The sequence below is a fragment of the Robertmurraya sp. FSL R5-0851 genome (genome assembly GCF_038002965.1).
Classification (GTDB): domain Bacteria; phylum Bacillota; class Bacilli; order Bacillales; family Cytobacillaceae; genus Robertmurraya_A; species Robertmurraya_A beringensis.
The window spans coordinates 2856532-2872572 of the sequence record NZ_JBBOOE010000001.1 but is presented as its reverse complement, the minus strand read 5'-3'; the positions used below and the strand labels follow the sequence as shown (position 1 = coordinate 2872572).

The 16041-nt window shown below is 36.7% G+C and carries 14 protein-coding genes and 1 riboswitch; of the genes, 13 read left to right on the top strand and 1 reads right to left on the bottom strand.

Going from position 1 to position 16041, the window contains the following annotated elements:
* Window positions 1-65: 65 nt before the first annotated feature.
* The 3 genes from MKX65_RS14735 (at window position 66) to dapF (ending at window position 3819) form a co-directional block, all read left to right on the top strand.
* A complete protein-coding gene (locus tag MKX65_RS14735; protein WP_340906266.1) occupies window positions 66-1361 on the top strand; it encodes an NCS2 family permease in 1296 nt (431 codons plus the stop codon).
* Window positions 1362-1510: 149 nt separating this feature from the next.
* On the top strand, window positions 1511-2758 hold the full coding sequence (locus MKX65_RS14730) for an EAL and HDOD domain-containing protein (RefSeq protein ID WP_340904242.1): 1248 nt from the start codon (window positions 1511-1513) through the stop codon (window positions 2756-2758).
* 86 nt (window positions 2759-2844) lie between these two features.
* Entirely contained in the window at window positions 2845-3819 is a 975-nt protein-coding gene (dapF, locus tag MKX65_RS14725; protein ID WP_340904240.1) for a diaminopimelate epimerase, read from the top strand.
* Window positions 3820-3839: 20 nt separating this feature from the next.
* On the opposite strand, the gene MKX65_RS14720 is transcribed toward dapF, so the two are convergent.
* On the bottom strand, window positions 3840-5669 hold the full coding sequence (locus tag MKX65_RS14720) for a DNA ligase D (RefSeq protein WP_340904239.1): 1830 nt from the start codon (window positions 5667-5669) through the stop codon (window positions 3840-3842).
* A gap of 132 nt (window positions 5670-5801) precedes the next feature.
* Between MKX65_RS14720 and ku the strand changes: the two genes are divergently transcribed.
* The 10 genes from ku to MKX65_RS14670 all read left to right on the top strand — a co-directional run bounded on the left by ku (window position 5802) and on the right by MKX65_RS14670 (window position 16037).
* Window positions 5802-6641, top strand: coding sequence for a non-homologous end joining protein Ku (ku, locus tag MKX65_RS14715; protein WP_340904237.1), 840 nt, complete (start codon window positions 5802-5804; stop codon window positions 6639-6641).
* Between the two features lie 114 nt (window positions 6642-6755).
* Entirely contained in the window at window positions 6756-7298 is a 543-nt protein-coding gene (locus MKX65_RS14710; RefSeq protein WP_160549203.1) for a glycerol-3-phosphate responsive antiterminator, read from the top strand.
* Window positions 7299-7504: 206 nt separating this feature from the next.
* Entirely contained in the window at window positions 7505-8326 is an 822-nt protein-coding gene (locus MKX65_RS14705; protein WP_119708791.1) for an MIP/aquaporin family protein, read from the top strand.
* A gap of 29 nt (window positions 8327-8355) precedes the next feature.
* Window positions 8356-9846 (top strand): glycerol kinase GlpK, encoded by a 1491-nt coding sequence (glpK, locus tag MKX65_RS14700; protein WP_340904235.1) that lies wholly within the window; start codon window positions 8356-8358, stop codon window positions 9844-9846.
* Between the two features lie 166 nt (window positions 9847-10012).
* Entirely contained in the window at window positions 10013-11692 is a 1680-nt protein-coding gene (locus MKX65_RS14695; protein ID WP_340904233.1) for a glycerol-3-phosphate dehydrogenase/oxidase, read from the top strand.
* Between the two features lie 532 nt (window positions 11693-12224).
* Window positions 12225-12308, top strand: a riboswitch (ZMP/ZTP riboswitch).
* Window positions 12309-12381: 73 nt separating this feature from the next.
* Complete coding sequence (locus tag MKX65_RS14690) at window positions 12382-13191, top strand: bifunctional 5,10-methylenetetrahydrofolate dehydrogenase/5,10-methenyltetrahydrofolate cyclohydrolase (RefSeq protein WP_445677954.1); 810 nt, start codon at window positions 12382-12384, stop codon at window positions 13189-13191.
* Between the two features lie 228 nt (window positions 13192-13419).
* The gene (locus tag MKX65_RS14685) at window positions 13420-13620 is read left to right on the top strand and encodes a cold-shock protein (RefSeq protein ID WP_119708787.1); all 201 of its coding nucleotides are present in this window, start codon (window positions 13420-13422) and stop codon (window positions 13618-13620) included.
* Window positions 13621-13817: 197 nt separating this feature from the next.
* Window positions 13818-15266 carry a DEAD/DEAH box helicase gene (locus MKX65_RS14680; protein ID WP_340904230.1) on the top strand — a complete coding sequence of 483 codons (1449 nt, stop codon included), beginning with the start codon at window positions 13818-13820 and terminating at the stop codon, window positions 15264-15266.
* Between the two features lie 100 nt (window positions 15267-15366).
* Window positions 15367-15567: a cold-shock protein gene (locus MKX65_RS14675; protein ID WP_066047955.1), complete on the top strand. Its 201-nt coding sequence runs from the start codon at window positions 15367-15369 to the stop codon at window positions 15565-15567.
* 62 nt (window positions 15568-15629) lie between these two features.
* Complete coding sequence (locus MKX65_RS14670) at window positions 15630-16037, top strand: cytosolic protein (RefSeq protein ID WP_340904227.1); 408 nt, start codon at window positions 15630-15632, stop codon at window positions 16035-16037.
* Window positions 16038-16041 lie beyond the last annotated feature (4 nt).

Sequence of the window (16041 nt, the reverse complement as noted above, 5' to 3'; positions counted from 1 at the left end):
GACTCATATTTACTGAGTGAAAGCGGGTAGGGAGAGGGCTAATTAAATAGATTGGAATCTATATGATAAGTGCATGGTTACATCGTTTTTTTAGGATTGAAGCGCATGAATCATCCATTCAAAAGGAGATAGTTGCAGGAACGATCGGCTTTTTCACGATTGTTTATATTGTTGCTGTCAATTCGCTTATCTTATCCGAAGCAGGTATTCCGCTTGAAGGAGCAATAATCGCGACTATTCTTACATCAGTTGTCGGTTGTCTTCTTATGGGCTTGTGGGCGAATGCACCGATTATTCTCGTTCCAGGAATGGGAATTAACGCACTTTTTTCTTATACTCTAGTGCAAACAATGGGTCTTAGCTGGCAGGAAGCGTTAGCGGTTGTATTTGTATCAGGAATTATGTTTATGATTGTTGCTTTTACTAGCTTGTCTATTAAGCTTAGTCAGGCAATTCCACAGTCGTTAAAGGAAGCGATAACCGTTGGTTTAGGGCTATTCCTCATGTTTATTGGTCTGGAAAAAGCCGGCTTAGTTGTAAAAGGAACCAATAGTATAATAGCACTTGGTGCATTAAACGAACCTAGTGTATTAGCTTCTATCATCACCTTTGTGATTGCGGTTATTTTGTTTTTAAGAGGAGTTCCAGGGAATTTTCTGCTAACAATAGTGTTTGGAACACTGATTGCTTGGTCTTTCGGGATAATCGATGTTGCGGAGGAAAGTCAGGTAAGTTTCAACATTAGCGAGTACTTTGAAGTGTTTGGGGCTATGTCGTTTGCTAAACTGTTTACTTTTTCTTTTTGGGTTGCGGTATTCTCATTATCGATGGTACTAATATTTGAAAACATCGGATTGGTTCATGGTCACGCGCAATTTATTAAACGTCCAGAAAAGTTTTCCAAAGGTTTACAAGCGAATTCTATTTCTGCCTTTGTTTCAGCAATTTTCGGAACAAGTCCAACGGTCTCGACAGTGGAGAGTATATCCAGTATGGCTGCAGGTGGGAAAACAGGATTAACAGCTGTAACAACAGGACTTTTATTTGCAGCTTCCGCATTTTTTATCCCGGTTTTTAAGTGGATACCAAACTCGGCAATCGCACCTATTCTCATTATCATTGGTGGATTAATGCTTCAGAATATCCGAAACATTGACATGAAGGATTTAGGCGAGAGCTTTCCTGCGTTGATTATGATTGTAATGATCCCATTCACGTATAGCATTGCTGACGGAATTGCGATCGGATTTATCCTATATCCGCTAGTGAAAATTTCAATAGGAAAAGCGAAAGAAGTTTCTGTACCTCTTTATATTATTGCTTTTTTATTCCTAGTAAATTTCTTTACACATTATATATGATTGTTAAGGAGTATCTCTTTTTAGGAGATGCTCCTTATTTTTTAAGAAGAATAAAAATTTTCTTTCCTACAAACTTCGACAGTATCTATGTTTTACCTCCGATAAAATATAAATATTCGCCAAAGAGCAATGGTCGGAGGGAGTAAAAAATGGAAGTTTTTGTTGCAAGGCAGCCGATATTTAATCAAGAAGAAGGGATAGTTGCTTACGAGCTGCTTTACCGAAATAATCATATTAATGAATTTCCAAACATAGATGGGGACCGAGCTACTACTGAGTTGATCATTAATAGCTTTCTAAATATAGGGATAGATGCTCTTTCTGAAGGAAGGCCGTGTTTCATTAACTTTACAGAAAAATTATTAGATATGAGGTTACCTTCCTATGTTTGTTCTAAGAAAATAGTCATTGAGTTAGTTGAAACTACACGCCCAAGTAGAAATCTATTAGAAATTATAAAAGAAATGAAGAAAAGTCAATATAGAATTTCCATTAATTCTAGCATGTTAGATGAACTGAACCCCTATTCAAAAGACATTTTAGAACAGACAGATTATGTAAAGGTAGATTTTCAAAAAACAGATAAGAACGTACGCAAGCACATAAATAAAAAGGCATTGGCAACTGATACGATCTTAATTGCTGAAAAAATAGAAACCAGTGAAGAATATTTGGAAGCAAAATCAAATGGTTATAGTCTGTTTCAGGGCTATTACTTTTCTAAGCCTGCCATTTTCTCAACTTTTGATATTCCAGCTTATTTTACCTCTTATGTTGAAATGAGAGCATTTATTTCAAAGGAAAAAACATCTGTAAATGATATAGTTGAATTTATTGAAAGAGATCCTTCATTATCATACAAAATTTTAAAACTAATCAATTCACCGGCAAATAAATTAAAAGAAAAAATCTATCATATTCGCCAAGCAGTTAAACAGTTTGGACCTTTTGAAATAGAAAACTGGATCTATGTTTTGGCAGCAAGAGAAGAATTAACGCAAACGTCGAATGTCTCCATAGACGTGGCAAAACTATGTTTAACTAGAGGAAAACTTTGCGAAAAAATTGGAAGATTACGGAATGATCAATCCGAAAAAATACCCGGATATTTTATGACCGGTATTTTTTCATTTATGAATGGGCTCAAAGCATTTCCGATAGAGAAAATGACTGATTCACTTCCACTAAACGAGGAAATGATTCAGGCGTTAATGGGGGTCCAGAATGAGTATAAAGATGTGTTGGACCTTGCTGTTGCTGTTGAAAAAGCACAATGGAAAATAATCGGAGATATTTGTAAAAAGCTTGAAATCATGGAAACAGATTTATTTAAACTATATGCTGAAGCAATCAATTGGTCTAATCGAATGGTTGTAGAAGATATTTGCTATCTTTAAAATACAAATCATGTTCTACTTAAGTACTTTATTGTACAATAGAGGAAATGTAGATTATTAATATGTATGTTTACGGAGGTTTAAATGTGATTTTAGAAATTTTAAAATGTCATGGGTCAAATAATGACTTCCTCATCATTGATGAAATGACAAAACCTTTATTTACTGAGCAACAGCGTTCCGAGATTGCGCTACTTCTTTGTAATAGAGAAAATGGCGTAGGTGCTGATGGGATTTTATTCGTACTAGGCAGTGAGAATTTTGATGCCAAAATGAGAGTATTTAATGCAGATGGATCTGAGGCGTCAATGTGTGGAAATGGATTACGCTGTGTGGCCCGTTATGTTTGTGAAAAACTTTCCATCCAAAGTGCGGTCGTAGAAACGATGAAAGCAAATTTGGTAGTGAATGAGCGCGAAAGCATTCTTGGAGAAATCCCAACTTATCAGGTAGAAATCTCTCCTGTTTCTTTTGAACTTAATGATCTTCCATTAACTTTAAATCAACAAACATTAATAGATGAACCCATACAAGAGCTTTCAGAAATTAAGTTCACTGCTGTAGCAGTACCTAACCCTCATCTGATTGGAATAGTGACAAAAGATCAAATACAATCAAATGTACAAAAAGAATTGAGTGAAAAGGTAAATAGTCCAAACAAGTTATTTCCAGATGGAGTAAACGTGAGTTTCGTAAAGCCACTTCAGAAAGGAAGTATCTTTGTGCGTACATTTGAAAGAGGCGTTGGCTTTACGAATGCTTGCGGAACAGCAATGTCCGCTTCTACACTTGTTTCTTGTTTACTTGGCCTAAATGAGTTTGAACAACCGGTTGATGTGTATAATCCAGGTGGCAAGGTACGCTGTGTCGCACATAAAGTTGATAATTCCTTCAAAATTGATTTAATCGGAAATGCAACCTTTACGCATCGTTTCCAGATAGAAATTCAGTTGGAACAACAAGTTTTTTCTTATTTGAAAAAGGAAGAAATTACAAAAGAAATTAGTCAATATAAGAGCTTGGAAGAACATTCAAAACAAGTGTTAAATGAATGGATGTAAGGAAAGCCGGGTTATCCCGGCTATTTTTTTTGTTTTAAAAACTCAAGTATGGGTGAAAAGTTTTGTTTTTGTTTCGTCTCAAAATAGGATTGAAAAGGGTTGCCCTTTTCGTTTATACGCTTCATCATGTTTAAAATAGTAAAATCCTCCATACGTAGTTCGTCAGTTACTTCTTCCCAAAATAAGGGAGTGGCCAGAGCAGCCGTGTCATTTCCCCTAGCAGAATAAGGTGCTATAATGGTTTTCCCTTCTGCATGTTGAATATAGTCGATATACAATTTATTTTGCCGGTTTTTCTTTAAGCGCTCAATTGTAAATGAATCAGGTGCTTTCGAGATCAAATATTCTGCTATGAACTCAGTAAACAGCCTTGTATCTTCGTAAGTAAATTCATTTTCAGGAAGTGGGATATAAATCTGTAGCCCTTTATTTCCTGATGTTTTTACAAACCCAATAAGATTTAATTGATCGAGGACTTCTTTGATCATTTGAGCAGCTTTAATTGCTAGTTTAAACTCCTTGTTAGAAGGAGGATCCAAATCTAACACAATTTCACTTGGTCCGTTACTTGATAGAGTTTGAAAAGGAATATGGAACTCAAATGCCAGCTGGTTACCTAACCATATTAGGGTTTTTAAATTATTACAGACAATATAGTTTATTCCTTCATGCATGAAAGTTTGTACAAAATCTGGTGCATATTCAGGGCAGTTTTTCTGATAAAAGGCTTCCCCGAACATTCCGTGCGGATATCGTATCACCGTTAGTAACCGGTTTTGTAAATATGGTAAAAAGTATGGTGAAATTTCCTGTAAATAATGAATAAAGTCGATTTTTTTTACAGAAGGTGATTCCCATAAAGGTTTGTCCGGATGGGAAATTTCAATGTCATTAGGCATGTTTTTTTGTTGGTGTACAAATTTATCATATGTACAATCCTTAGGTGTAAGGTCAAATCGGAATCGTTCAAAATGTGGTTCCCGCATTTGCTCATCATATAATTCCAAGTATTTGATTTCCAAACAAATGGCAGGTTGGACGTAGATGAACCGGTCATCTTCACTTGATTTATTATCCTTGATAATTTGGAATAGTGCTTGTTTTTCCTCAGGCTTGATGCCGAATAAAAATTGGCCAATTTGATAAATTTTGGTATCTCTAAAAACGCCAACATAAAAATAGCCATTTGATTTTTCGTATGCGGTTACAAAGCAGGATACATATTTAAAGTTTTTAAATTTTAGCCAAAGAGTGGTTCGTTTGCCTTCCTCCCACTGGTTTGAATCTTGTTTGGCCACAATTCCTTCACCATCATGTAAAACGACTTGTTCCCAAACGGCTTGATAATCTTTATAAGCGGGAATTAACTGAATCAAATCTGTACTTAAAGGATTGGGAGTTGTGGGCAATTGAGAATCTTTAAAAAGCTTTAAAAGTGATTTTTTACGATCAACATATTTCCTATCACTGCATAAGTTTCCGTTAATCGATAATAAGTCGAATACAAGGAAACGACATGGATTATGTAATGCTTTTTCGAGTATTTTTTTTTTACTGCGCATTCTGCCGCGAACTTGAATACTGCTAAAATCGGCTTTATATTCATTTTCAAGATCCACTAACTCCCCATCAAGCACCAGGGGGAGGAATGTTTTAAACACTTCATAATTTTTTTCTAGGTAAATTTTTATTTCCGGAAAAATTTCGAGTAAGGAGTTTCCGTTTCTACTTATTAATTTTATTTCCTTGTCCCAAAATAAAAGGGCACGAAAGCCATCGTATTTTACTTCGTAGTTCCAATTATCACCCTGTGGTACTTCGAATGTTAAAGTTGGTAGCATTGGTTTCAAACGAATCACTCTCCTTACTTTTTAGTTTTCCAATATCATCAGATACTTACTCTTTTTCCAAATTGTAAGTAGGATAATGTGTTTTATTAAACAAAAAATAATAAAAATGGAAAATAGGAATGGAGAATACACATGCATACAATATGGAAAGGGAGTATCAGCTTTGGACTCGTGAATATCCCAATCAAGCTTCATTCTGCAACAGAAGATAAGGATATCAAGCTTCGGACATTACACAAGAAATGTCACTCTCCGATAAAATATGAAAAAACTTGTCCTGTTTGCGATGAAGAAGTGAAGCAGGAGGAAATTGTTCGAGCATATGAATACACAAAAGGGAAATTCGTTATTCTTGAAGACGAGGATTTGAATAAATTAAAAAAAGAAAATGAAGAAAAGGCAGTTGAGATTATAGATTTCGTAAAAATGGAGGAAATTGATCCAATCTATTATGATCGAAGCTATTTCATGTCCCCAAGTGATGGGGGTGGAAAAGCATACTCCTTATTAAGAAAGGCGCTGCAAGAATCAGAAAAGGTTGGTCTAGCCAAAATAATCATTCGTTCAAAAGAACAAATGGCTGTCATACGAGTGTTTGAAAACTCATTGGTAATGGAAACCATTCATTTTCCTGATGAGGTAAGATCTGCTGCTGATGTTCCTAATGTTCCCGCAGAAGACAAAGTATCCGAAAAAGAACTTGATACCGCGATCATGTTGATTGATCAATTAACCACAACATTTAATCCGGAAAAATACACGGATGATTATCGAAACGCTTTAATTGAATTGATTGAATCTAAGCGTTCTGGTAAAGAAATAGTTACGCCAGTTGAAAAAGAACAAAAATCCAATGTCACAGATTTAATGGCTGCACTACAAGCATCAATTGATAAAACAAAGCCGAAACAAACATCGACAGAAGCTCCAAAGAAAAAACGAACAACAGTCAAAACAAAAAAGCAGGCTTAAGAAAAAAGTCAACCATTTAGGGTTGACTTTTTTGTTTGAGTTCATGCAAGTCTTTAAAAAGTCCTTGAGAATTATTTGTATACAAAATAAGATTATAGATAAGGATGTGAGAGAATGGATCAAAAAATATTACCAGCATCATCAAATTTAAAGGATTTTGAGTTGTTTTTAAAAAGCCCGTATCGAGTAGGGGTATTCCTTGAAACGCATATCGCTCAGTTGAAAAATATTAATCAATTAGCAAAGGCGCATGGGAAGGATATGATCTACCATGTTGATATGATTCATGGGCTGAAAAATGATGATTATGGTACCGAATATATTTGCCAGGAAATTAAGCCATATGGAATCATCTCTACAAAATCAAGTGTCATATTAAAAGCAAAACAAAAAGGGGTAATCGCAGTTCAAAGAATCTTTTTAATAGATTCCCATGCACTAGAAAAGAGCTATAAGCTAGTGAATAAAACGAGACCAGATTATATTGAAGTACTTCCTGGGGCTATGCCATGGATGATAAATGAAGTGAAAAATAGACTTGATACCCCAATTTTTGCTGGAGGACTAATTCGAACGCGAGATGAAGTTAATAATGCATTAAAGGCAGGGGCTACGTCTATAACCACTTCGAAAAAGGAACTATGGGATTTATTTTAATCTACTAACTTAAAAATATAGCAAATTTTTAATATAATTATTGACAGCGTTTTCAAATATTAATATACTGTAAATACAAGTTAATCATTTGTGACGGAGAAGAGGAGACTCACGCAGATTACCTAAATGGTGTATTCTGTCGTGGGTCTTTTTTTGATGTTCCAAAGTGATGGCTTGAAATTTTAAAATAAGAAAGGGGTATGTGTATGTCGCCGTTTTTAGGTGAAGTGATTGGAACCATGATTTTGATTGTGTTTGGAGCGGGAATTGGAGCGGGTTCTTCTCTGAAGGGGAGTTACTCAAACAATCCTGGTTGGATTGTGATTACTCTAGCGTGGGGTTTAGCAGTAACAATGGCTGTTTTTGCAGTAGGCTCTATTAGTGGGGCTCATTTAAATCCTGCTGTAACGGTTGCGCTTGCGGTGAATGGAAGTTTTCCTTGGGCAGATGTACCGAGTTACATAATTGCTCAATTGCTTGGTGCTATAATAGGAGCTACTTTAGTATTTTTACATTATTTTCCTCATTGGAAAGGTACAGAAGACCCTGGCACGAAGCTAGGTGTGTTTGCAACTGGTCCTGCTATTCCACATACGTTCTCAAACGTATTTAGTGAGATGTTCGGTACTTTTATTTTAGTATTAGGATTATTATTTATCGGAGCAAATAATTTCACAGAAGGACTTAATCCGATTGCAGTGGGGCTTTTAATTGTGGTTATTGGTATGTCACTTGGAGGAACTACCGGGTATGCGATTAACCCCGCTCGTGATCTAGGTCCAAGAATTGCGCATTTTCTACTTCCCATCCCAGGAAAGGGTGGTTCGAACTGGGCCTATTCCTGGATTCCAGTTGTTGGCCCAATTCTTGGTGGTGCATTAGGAGCAGTTTTCTACAAAACAGTCTTTCTAGGAGAAGCAGGTTCCTACACTTGGCCGGTAGTAGGCGCTTCAATAGTGGTTCTTTCATTATCATATGTTTTTGGTAAAAAACAATCAAGTAATACGACTGCCTCACAAGCAGCATAAATTTAATCTATTATTAGGGGGAACTTTTAATGGAAAAGTACATCTTATCTTTGGATCAAGGTACAACAAGCTCGAGAGCGATTTTGTTTAACAAAGAGGGAGAAATCGTCCACGTAGCTCAGAAGGAATTTACTCAAATTTTTCCAAAGCCAGGTTGGGTTGAACATAATGCAAGTGAAATTTGGGGGTCCATATTAGCTGTTATTGCGAGTGTCATGTCAGAATCGAATGTGAAACCAGAGCAAATTGCTGGAGTAGGAATAACAAACCAACGTGAGACGGCTGTAGTCTGGGATAAGGAAACAGGACTTCCGATCTATAATGCGATTGTATGGCAATCGAGACAAACAAGTGGAATATGTGATGAATTAAGAGCGAAAGGATATAATGAATTATTCAGAGATAAAACAGGACTTCTTATCGATGCATATTTTTCAGGAACAAAGGTTAAATGGATTCTCGACAATGTAGAAGGTGCTCGAGAAAAGGCAGATCAAGGAAAACTCCTTTTTGGAACAATTGATACCTGGCTCGTATGGAAGCTATCTGGTGGGCAGGCTCATGTAACCGATTATTCAAATGCATCTCGTACATTAATGTATAATATTTACGATTTAAAATGGGATGAGGAGCTTCTTGAAATCTTATCAGTTCCAAAATCCATGCTTCCTGAAGTCCGTCCTTCCTCAGAAGTGTATGCACATACGATTGATTATCATTTCTTTGGCCAAGAGGTTCCGATTGCGGGAATTGCTGGAGACCAACAGGCTGCCTTGTTTGGTCAGGCTTGCTTTAGTGAAGGGATGGCTAAAAATACGTATGGAACAGGATGCTTTATGCTCATGAACACGGGTGAGAAAGCAGTGAAATCCGACAATGGCTTACTAACTACGTTAGCATGGGGGGTAGACGGAAAAGTCGAGTATGCACTAGAAGGAAGTATATTCGTAGCTGGCTCTGCCATTCAATGGCTTCGTGATGGACTCAGAATGTTAAAGAATGCTGCGGATAGTGAAAGCTACGCGTCGAAAGTAGATTCAACAGAAGGGGTATATGTTGTTCCTGCCTTCGTTGGATTGGGTACACCTTATTGGGATAGTGATGTTCGTGGTGCAGTGTTTGGGTTAACAAGAGGAACTTCGAAAGAACATTTTGTTCGCGCTACTCTAGAATCATTGGCTTATCAAACAAGGGACGTACTTTCTGCAATGGAAGCGGATTCCGGTATTGAATTAAAAGCATTAAGAGTAGATGGAGGGGCTGTTAAGAATGACTTCTTAATGAGCTTTCAATCTGATATTTTGAACGTACCAGTGGAAAGACCTAAAGTAAATGAAACAACCGCGCTAGGCGCTGCATATTTAGCTGGTTTAGCGGTTGGATATTGGGAAAGTAGAGAAGATATTGCTAAGCAATGGGCAGTTGATCGGGCTTTTGAACCGAAAATGGATTCTGATAAAAGAGAAGAGCTTTATTCTGGATGGAAAAGAGCTGTTCATGCAACAATGGCATTTAAGTAATATAAATATAGTTTAAATGTTTACCAGTGACAGTCATTTTGGTATAATAAAGATAAGTTAATAATTCAGGTTGGAGAATTGGAGAGACCACAAAATCATTATCTTAATGGATAGTGCATTTTGTGGTCTTTTTTATTCACTCTAATTAGAAATAGGGGGAAAAGGGATGAGTTTTTCAAATAAACAAAGAAAACCTCTAGTAAGTGAACTTTCAACAAAACATTATGATGTCTTAGTTATTGGCGGTGGAATTACTGGTGCAGGTATTGCGCTTGATGCCACCCTTCGTGGAATGAAAACGGCAGTTGTAGATATGCAAGATTTTTCTGCTGGAACTTCCAGTCGATCAACAAAGCTTGTTCATGGTGGATTGCGCTATTTAAAACAATTTCATGTGAAAATGGTGGCGGAGGTTGGTAAGGAAAGAGCCATTGTTTATGAGAATGGTCCACATGTAACTACCCCAGAATGGATGCTGCTCCCTTTTCACCAAGGAGGGACATTTGGGAAGTTTAGTACCTCAGTAGGATTACGTGTTTATGACTTTTTAGCAGGAGTTAAAAAGTTAGAAAGAAGAGTGATGTTTTCTGCAAATGAGACCCTTACTAAGGAACCGCTAGTGAAGCAGGAGGGGTTAAAGGGTGGTGGTTACTACGTTGAATATCGTACGGATGATGCAAGGCTCACAATAGAAGTAATGAAGGCAGCAGTTGATAAGGGCGCATGTGCGATCAATTATACAAAGGTAGAAAAACTACTTTATGAGCATGGAAAAATTGTCGGTGCGAAGGTAAGTGATTTAATTAGCGGAGAATCCTATGAAATACGGGCCAAGAAAGTGATTAATGCAGCTGGTCCATGGGTAGATAGTATTCGGGAACTTGATCGATCTAAATCTGGGAAGGTCCTAAAGCTTTCCAAAGGTGTTCATATTGTTATTAATCAAGAAAGGTTTCCGCTCAAACAGGCGATTTACTTTGATACACCTGACGGTAGAATGGTTTTCGCCATTCCAAGGAATGGCAAAACTTATGTAGGTACGACAGATACTTTCTATGACGAGTCCATTGCCGAACCTAGGATGACAGCGAGCGACCGAGATTATATTATCTCTAGTATCAACTATATGTTTCCAACGGTTCATATTACTGCTGAAGATATTGAATCGAATTGGGCTGGAGTTAGACCATTAATTTGGGAGGAAGGAAAAAATCCTTCTGAAATTTCAAGAAAAGACGAGATTTGGGAATCGAAATCAGGTTTAATTACAATCGCGGGTGGAAAATTAACAGGCTATAGAAAAATGGCAGAGACAGTGGTTGACTTATTAGCGAAAAAATATAAGGAAGAATTAGGAGAGAAATTCTCAGGTTGTCGCACAAAGGATTATCCTATTTCTGGAGGCGATGTTGGGGGAAGTAAAGGATTTAATATGTATATTTCTTATCAAGTCAAAAAGGGAGTTGAAGTAGGATTATCACCCGAAGAGGCAACGAAATTGATTAAAATGTATGGCTCCAACGTGCCTATCTTACTGGAGATTATCCAAAAAAATAAGGAGGAAGCAAGAAAATATCAAATCCCTGTAACTTTATTTGTACAATTAAAATACGCAATCGATCATGAAATGGCGTATACACCCATTGACTTCTTCAATCGGAGAACTGGAACCCTTCTTTTTGACATAATTACTGTAAAAACATATAAAAACCAAGTGATTGATTTTATGGCAGAAGAATTTGATTGGAACAAAGAAACCAAACAGAAGTATCAGAATGAACTGGAAATGGAAGTGTTATATGCATCTGTTCCGATTGATGATCAAAATAATGTAAAGTTAGCATAGCTCTCCTTATGGGGAGTTTTTTTGACAAAAGTAAAAAAATGTTATAAAATGAATTCTGTTGCTCTTTTGAGGTGGATTGTTATTTATACAATTAATAATAAACTTCAACAAGAAAAATGTTTGTAATACAATTGATACTCTTCAGAATGGTATTCCATGATACCATTAGAAAATTACATTAGACGGTTTCCCCAACATTCCTTCTTTTTTTTCGTATTTTCACACTTTATTTACTCATTTCCAAACAAATGATTTAGAGTTAAGTTTACAAGAGTGTCATACCCTGATGAATTACAGGGCCTGATTCACACTGGCGCGGTCTAGGAACCGTAAGGATGGAAGAGAGGTAGGGCTTCCATTGTTTTAGGTAAATTACTACAGCCAATCATATCTTAAAAGAGTTTTCATAACGGACAACAATAGTTGTCCGTTTTCTATATATAAGATTCGATAAATCCGAACGTTGTAATAATATTTAGTTGAAATATATGTGTTTTAAGAATATAATAAGCATGAATTAACAAAGATTTTTTGAAATCGCAGTAACTGACGACGAATGTGGAAGCAACCACAAGGGAGCTGCGTCGCTGTTAAGCCGGTCGTCTGGGCAGAGAGAAGGCGAATGTCTGTCTCTTTTTCTAATATATGGAGGGGTTAACGTGACGAAACCTGTTATTTTGGATGGTCAGATGGTAGCAAACAAAGTTAAAAATTCTCTTAAGGAAAGAGTGGAAAAGCTCAAGGAAGCGGGAGTTACTCCTTGTTTGGCAACCATTCTAGTTGGCGATGATCCTTCTTCTGCAACATATGTGAAGATGAAGGGAAATGCATGTGAGAAGTTAGGGATTGTTTCAAAAAGAATTCATTTACCAGCTACCACAACTACTGAGGAGCTTTTGGCCACAATTACCGAGTTAAATAACGATGAGAATGTAAATGGTATTCTCCTTCAGCACCCAGTGCCTGAGCATGTTGATGAAAGAAAGGCGTTCGATACAATCAGCATTGAAAAGGACGTTGATGGTGTAACTAGCTTTGGTTATGGACAAACAGCATTAGGATTTGGTGTATTTCCTTCTTGTACGCCAGCTGCCATTTTAACAATTATTAAAGAATACGGAATTCCTGTACAAGGAAAGCATGCCGTAGTTGTTGGGAGAAGTCCAATTCTTGGTAAGCCAGTTTCGGCTTTATTATTAAATGAAAATGCTACGGTAACTACATGCCATTCATATACAAACAACTTACCAGACATTGTGAAACAAGCTGATATTGTTGTTGCTGCAGTAGGTAAGCCTAACTTTATTAAGGGTGATTGGGTGAAGGAAGGATCAGTGATTTTAGATGCTGGTTATAACCCAGGAAACATTGGAGATGTAGAATACGATTCATGTTTTGAGAAAGCATCGGCTATTACCCCAGTGCCTGGTGGTGTTGGTCCAGTAACAATTGCTATGCTTTTAAAGCATACAGTTGATTCAGCGGAGCGCACGTTGTAGTCAAAAGCAGAAAATGAAGTAGTTCAATCCAATTAATCTTCTTGACTTATTCGGCATATTGGATTAATATGAGTTTAACGCTATAAAGTTCGGTATATATTTTTGGTTAAGTGGTCGTAACTGCAGGATGTGGTCGATTTTCTTCCCTTCCTTGCTAGTTACGGCTTTTTACGATTTTGATCTATATATTTAGTACTTATGGTGAACAATTTTTTGGAGGTTTTACACATGAACACAGGTAAAGTAAAATGGTTTAATGCAGAAAAAGGTTTCGGATTCATCGAATCAGCTGAAGGTCAAGATGTATTCGTACACTTCTCAGCAATCCAATCAGAAGGCTTCAAAACTTTAGAAGAAGGCCAAGAAGTTACTTTCGAAATCGTTGAAGGAAACCGTGGACCACAAGCTTCTAACGTTCAAAAAGCTTAATATATTGAGTCATTTAAGGTGATGCATTGATATAAGCATCACCTTTTTCTTTGGAATGAAACCATGATAATTAACTCCGTTTTATTCTCTCGCGATCATTCCTTCACTCAAAAAAAATTACAAAAAAAAACTTTAAAATATAATTCTAAGTACAAAATAATGATATATGTGTTTAAAATTAAGGAGGAAAAAAAACTTTGACAACATTTTCAGATTTTGGTCTAAGTAGTGAATTACAAAAAGCAGTATCCAATATGGGGTTTGAAGAACCAACACCGATACAAGCACAAGCGATTCCGATCGCTCTTCAAGGAAGAGACATGATTGGACAAGCGCAAACAGGAACAGGAAAAACAACAGCGTTTGGTGTTCCATTACTAGAAAAGATGGATTTACAAGAGGGTATTCAAGGCCTTGTATTAGCTCCTACACGTGAACTAGCCGTTCAGGTGGCTGAAGAATTAAACCGAATTGGGCAAGTAAAAGGAATTCGTACACTTCCGATTTATGGTGGTCAAGATATTAATCGCCAAATTCGATCATTAAAAAACCGACCACAAATCATTGCTGCAACACCTGGACGACTAATTGACCATTTAGACAGAAGAACAATTCGTCTAAATAATATTAAAATGGTTGTCCTAGATGAAGCAGATGAAATGCTAAACATGGGCTTCATCGAAGATATCGAGAGAATTTTAAGTGATATTCCTGAAGAACGCCAAACTTTACTTTTCTCAGCTACAATGCCTAAGAGAATTCAAACTCTTGCAGAAAAATTCATGAAAAATCCTGAGCTTGTAAAAGTGAAAGCAAAGGAAATGACAGTTACAAATATTGAGCAATTCTATCTTGAAACACATGAAAAACAAAAGTTTGATGTGTTAACAAGTTTACTCGACATTGAATCTCCAGAACTTGCGATTGTATTTGGTCGAACAAAGAAGCGTGTAGATGAAGTGGTTGAAGGGTTAATCAAGCGCGGTTACTCAGCTGAAGGAATCCATGGTGATATTCCACAATCCAAGCGTGACCAAGTTATTCGTCGATTTAAGGATGGAACAATTGAAATCATGGTAGCAACTGATGTAGCTGCTCGTGGCCTAGATATTAGTGGGGTTTCACACGTGTACAATTTTGATATTCCACAGGATCCAGAGAGCTATGTACACCGAATTGGTCGTACCGGACGTGCTGGGAAGAAGGGTCTAGCTTATACATTTGTTTCCCCGCGTGAACTTGATCATTTGAAAATTATTGAGCAAGTAACAAAGAAAAAGATGGTTAAAAAGCCAATTCCTTCTTATAAGGATGTAATCGCTGGAAACCAAGAAGCTACCATTAACAAAATTATGAAGGTTATTGAAAATAACGATTACTCTGATTACAAACGTGCTGCTGAGTCGTTATTAGAAGATATTGACTCTGTAACGGTACTAGCTGCAACATTAAAGCTTTTGACTAAGGAACCTGATGTTACTCCAATTAAGCTAACAGCGGTAGAACCAATTCGTTCACGTAAACCAAAGTCTGGTTTTAGAGACCGTCCACGCTCAAATGACCGTGGAAGAAGCAAGGATTTCCGAGGGAAAGACCGCAGAGATGATAGAGGATCTCGTAACAGAAAACCAGCAAAACAAAAATAATTTCTATTTTTATGATTGAAATTCAAAAAAATAGGCAATATATAAATGTGATACAAGGTATCATTAATAAGAGCTTTTAAATTTTAGGAGGATTTTTTACATGGCAACTGGTAAAGTAAAATGGTTTAACTCAGAAAAAGGTTTTGGATTTATTGAGGTTGAAGGTGGAGAGGATGTATTCGTACATTACTCAGCAATTCAAAGCGAAGGCTTCAAGTCTCTTGATGAAGGTCAAGAAGTTAGCTTTGATATCGAACAAGGACAGCGTGGACCACAAGCTGTTAATGTTAATAAAATCTAATGGATCCAATAGAGCTCTTTTTAGAGCTCTTTTTTGTGTCTGAAACAAATAGGAGGTTTAAAATGAAATCATTCACAGTAAATTTCCATAAAGAAGATCAAGTGGATAAGATGGTAGTTAATAAACTGAATGAAGAAGATTTTCACCTGGCAACAGAAGGTGGCACGCGTCATTTATTTGAATTAGATACAAATATCGGTTTTTTTGTTTATTTTGATGCAGTTGATAAAGAAGGGAAAGAATCATATCTGGTTCTTTACTATGAAGAAGAAAGTGAAGAGCCTAGTGGTTGCTATGCGTTCGAACTTAAGGATTTTTATCAGTTTGCAGCACTTCATTTAAATGATTTAGAGTACAACGAAGAGAATGGTGAGGGGGAAGACGCTGAAGAAGAGTATGGGCCCATTCACCATTTAGCGCATTTAATGTATCATATTGTTGAAGATGGTAAAAAAGTAGAAGAGGAGTAAAGAG

Bases quoted from the DNA above. Each gene is read 5' to 3' on its own strand.
- MKX65_RS14730 (WP_340904242.1), top strand. From the start codon at position 1,511: ATGGAAGTTTTTGTTGCAAGGCAGCCGATATTTAATCAAGAAGAAGGG.
- ku (WP_340904237.1), top strand. From the start codon at position 5,802: ATGCATACAATATGGAAAGGGAGTATCAGCTTTGGACTCGTGAATATC.
- MKX65_RS14710 (WP_160549203.1), top strand. From the start codon at position 6,756: ATGGATCAAAAAATATTACCAGCATCATCAAATTTAAAGGATTTTGAG.
- MKX65_RS14705 (WP_119708791.1), top strand. From the start codon at position 7,505: ATGTCGCCGTTTTTAGGTGAAGTGATTGGAACCATGATTTTGATTGTG.
- glpK (WP_340904235.1), top strand. From the start codon at position 8,356: ATGGAAAAGTACATCTTATCTTTGGATCAAGGTACAACAAGCTCGAGA.
- MKX65_RS14695 (WP_340904233.1), top strand. From the start codon at position 10,013: ATGAGTTTTTCAAATAAACAAAGAAAACCTCTAGTAAGTGAACTTTCA.
- MKX65_RS14690 (WP_445677954.1), top strand. From the start codon at position 12,382: ATGGTAGCAAACAAAGTTAAAAATTCTCTTAAGGAAAGAGTGGAAAAG.
- MKX65_RS14685 (WP_119708787.1), top strand. From the start codon at position 13,420: ATGAACACAGGTAAAGTAAAATGGTTTAATGCAGAAAAAGGTTTCGGA.
- MKX65_RS14675 (WP_066047955.1), top strand. From the start codon at position 15,367: ATGGCAACTGGTAAAGTAAAATGGTTTAACTCAGAAAAAGGTTTTGGA.
- MKX65_RS14670 (WP_340904227.1), top strand. From the start codon at position 15,630: ATGAAATCATTCACAGTAAATTTCCATAAAGAAGATCAAGTGGATAAG.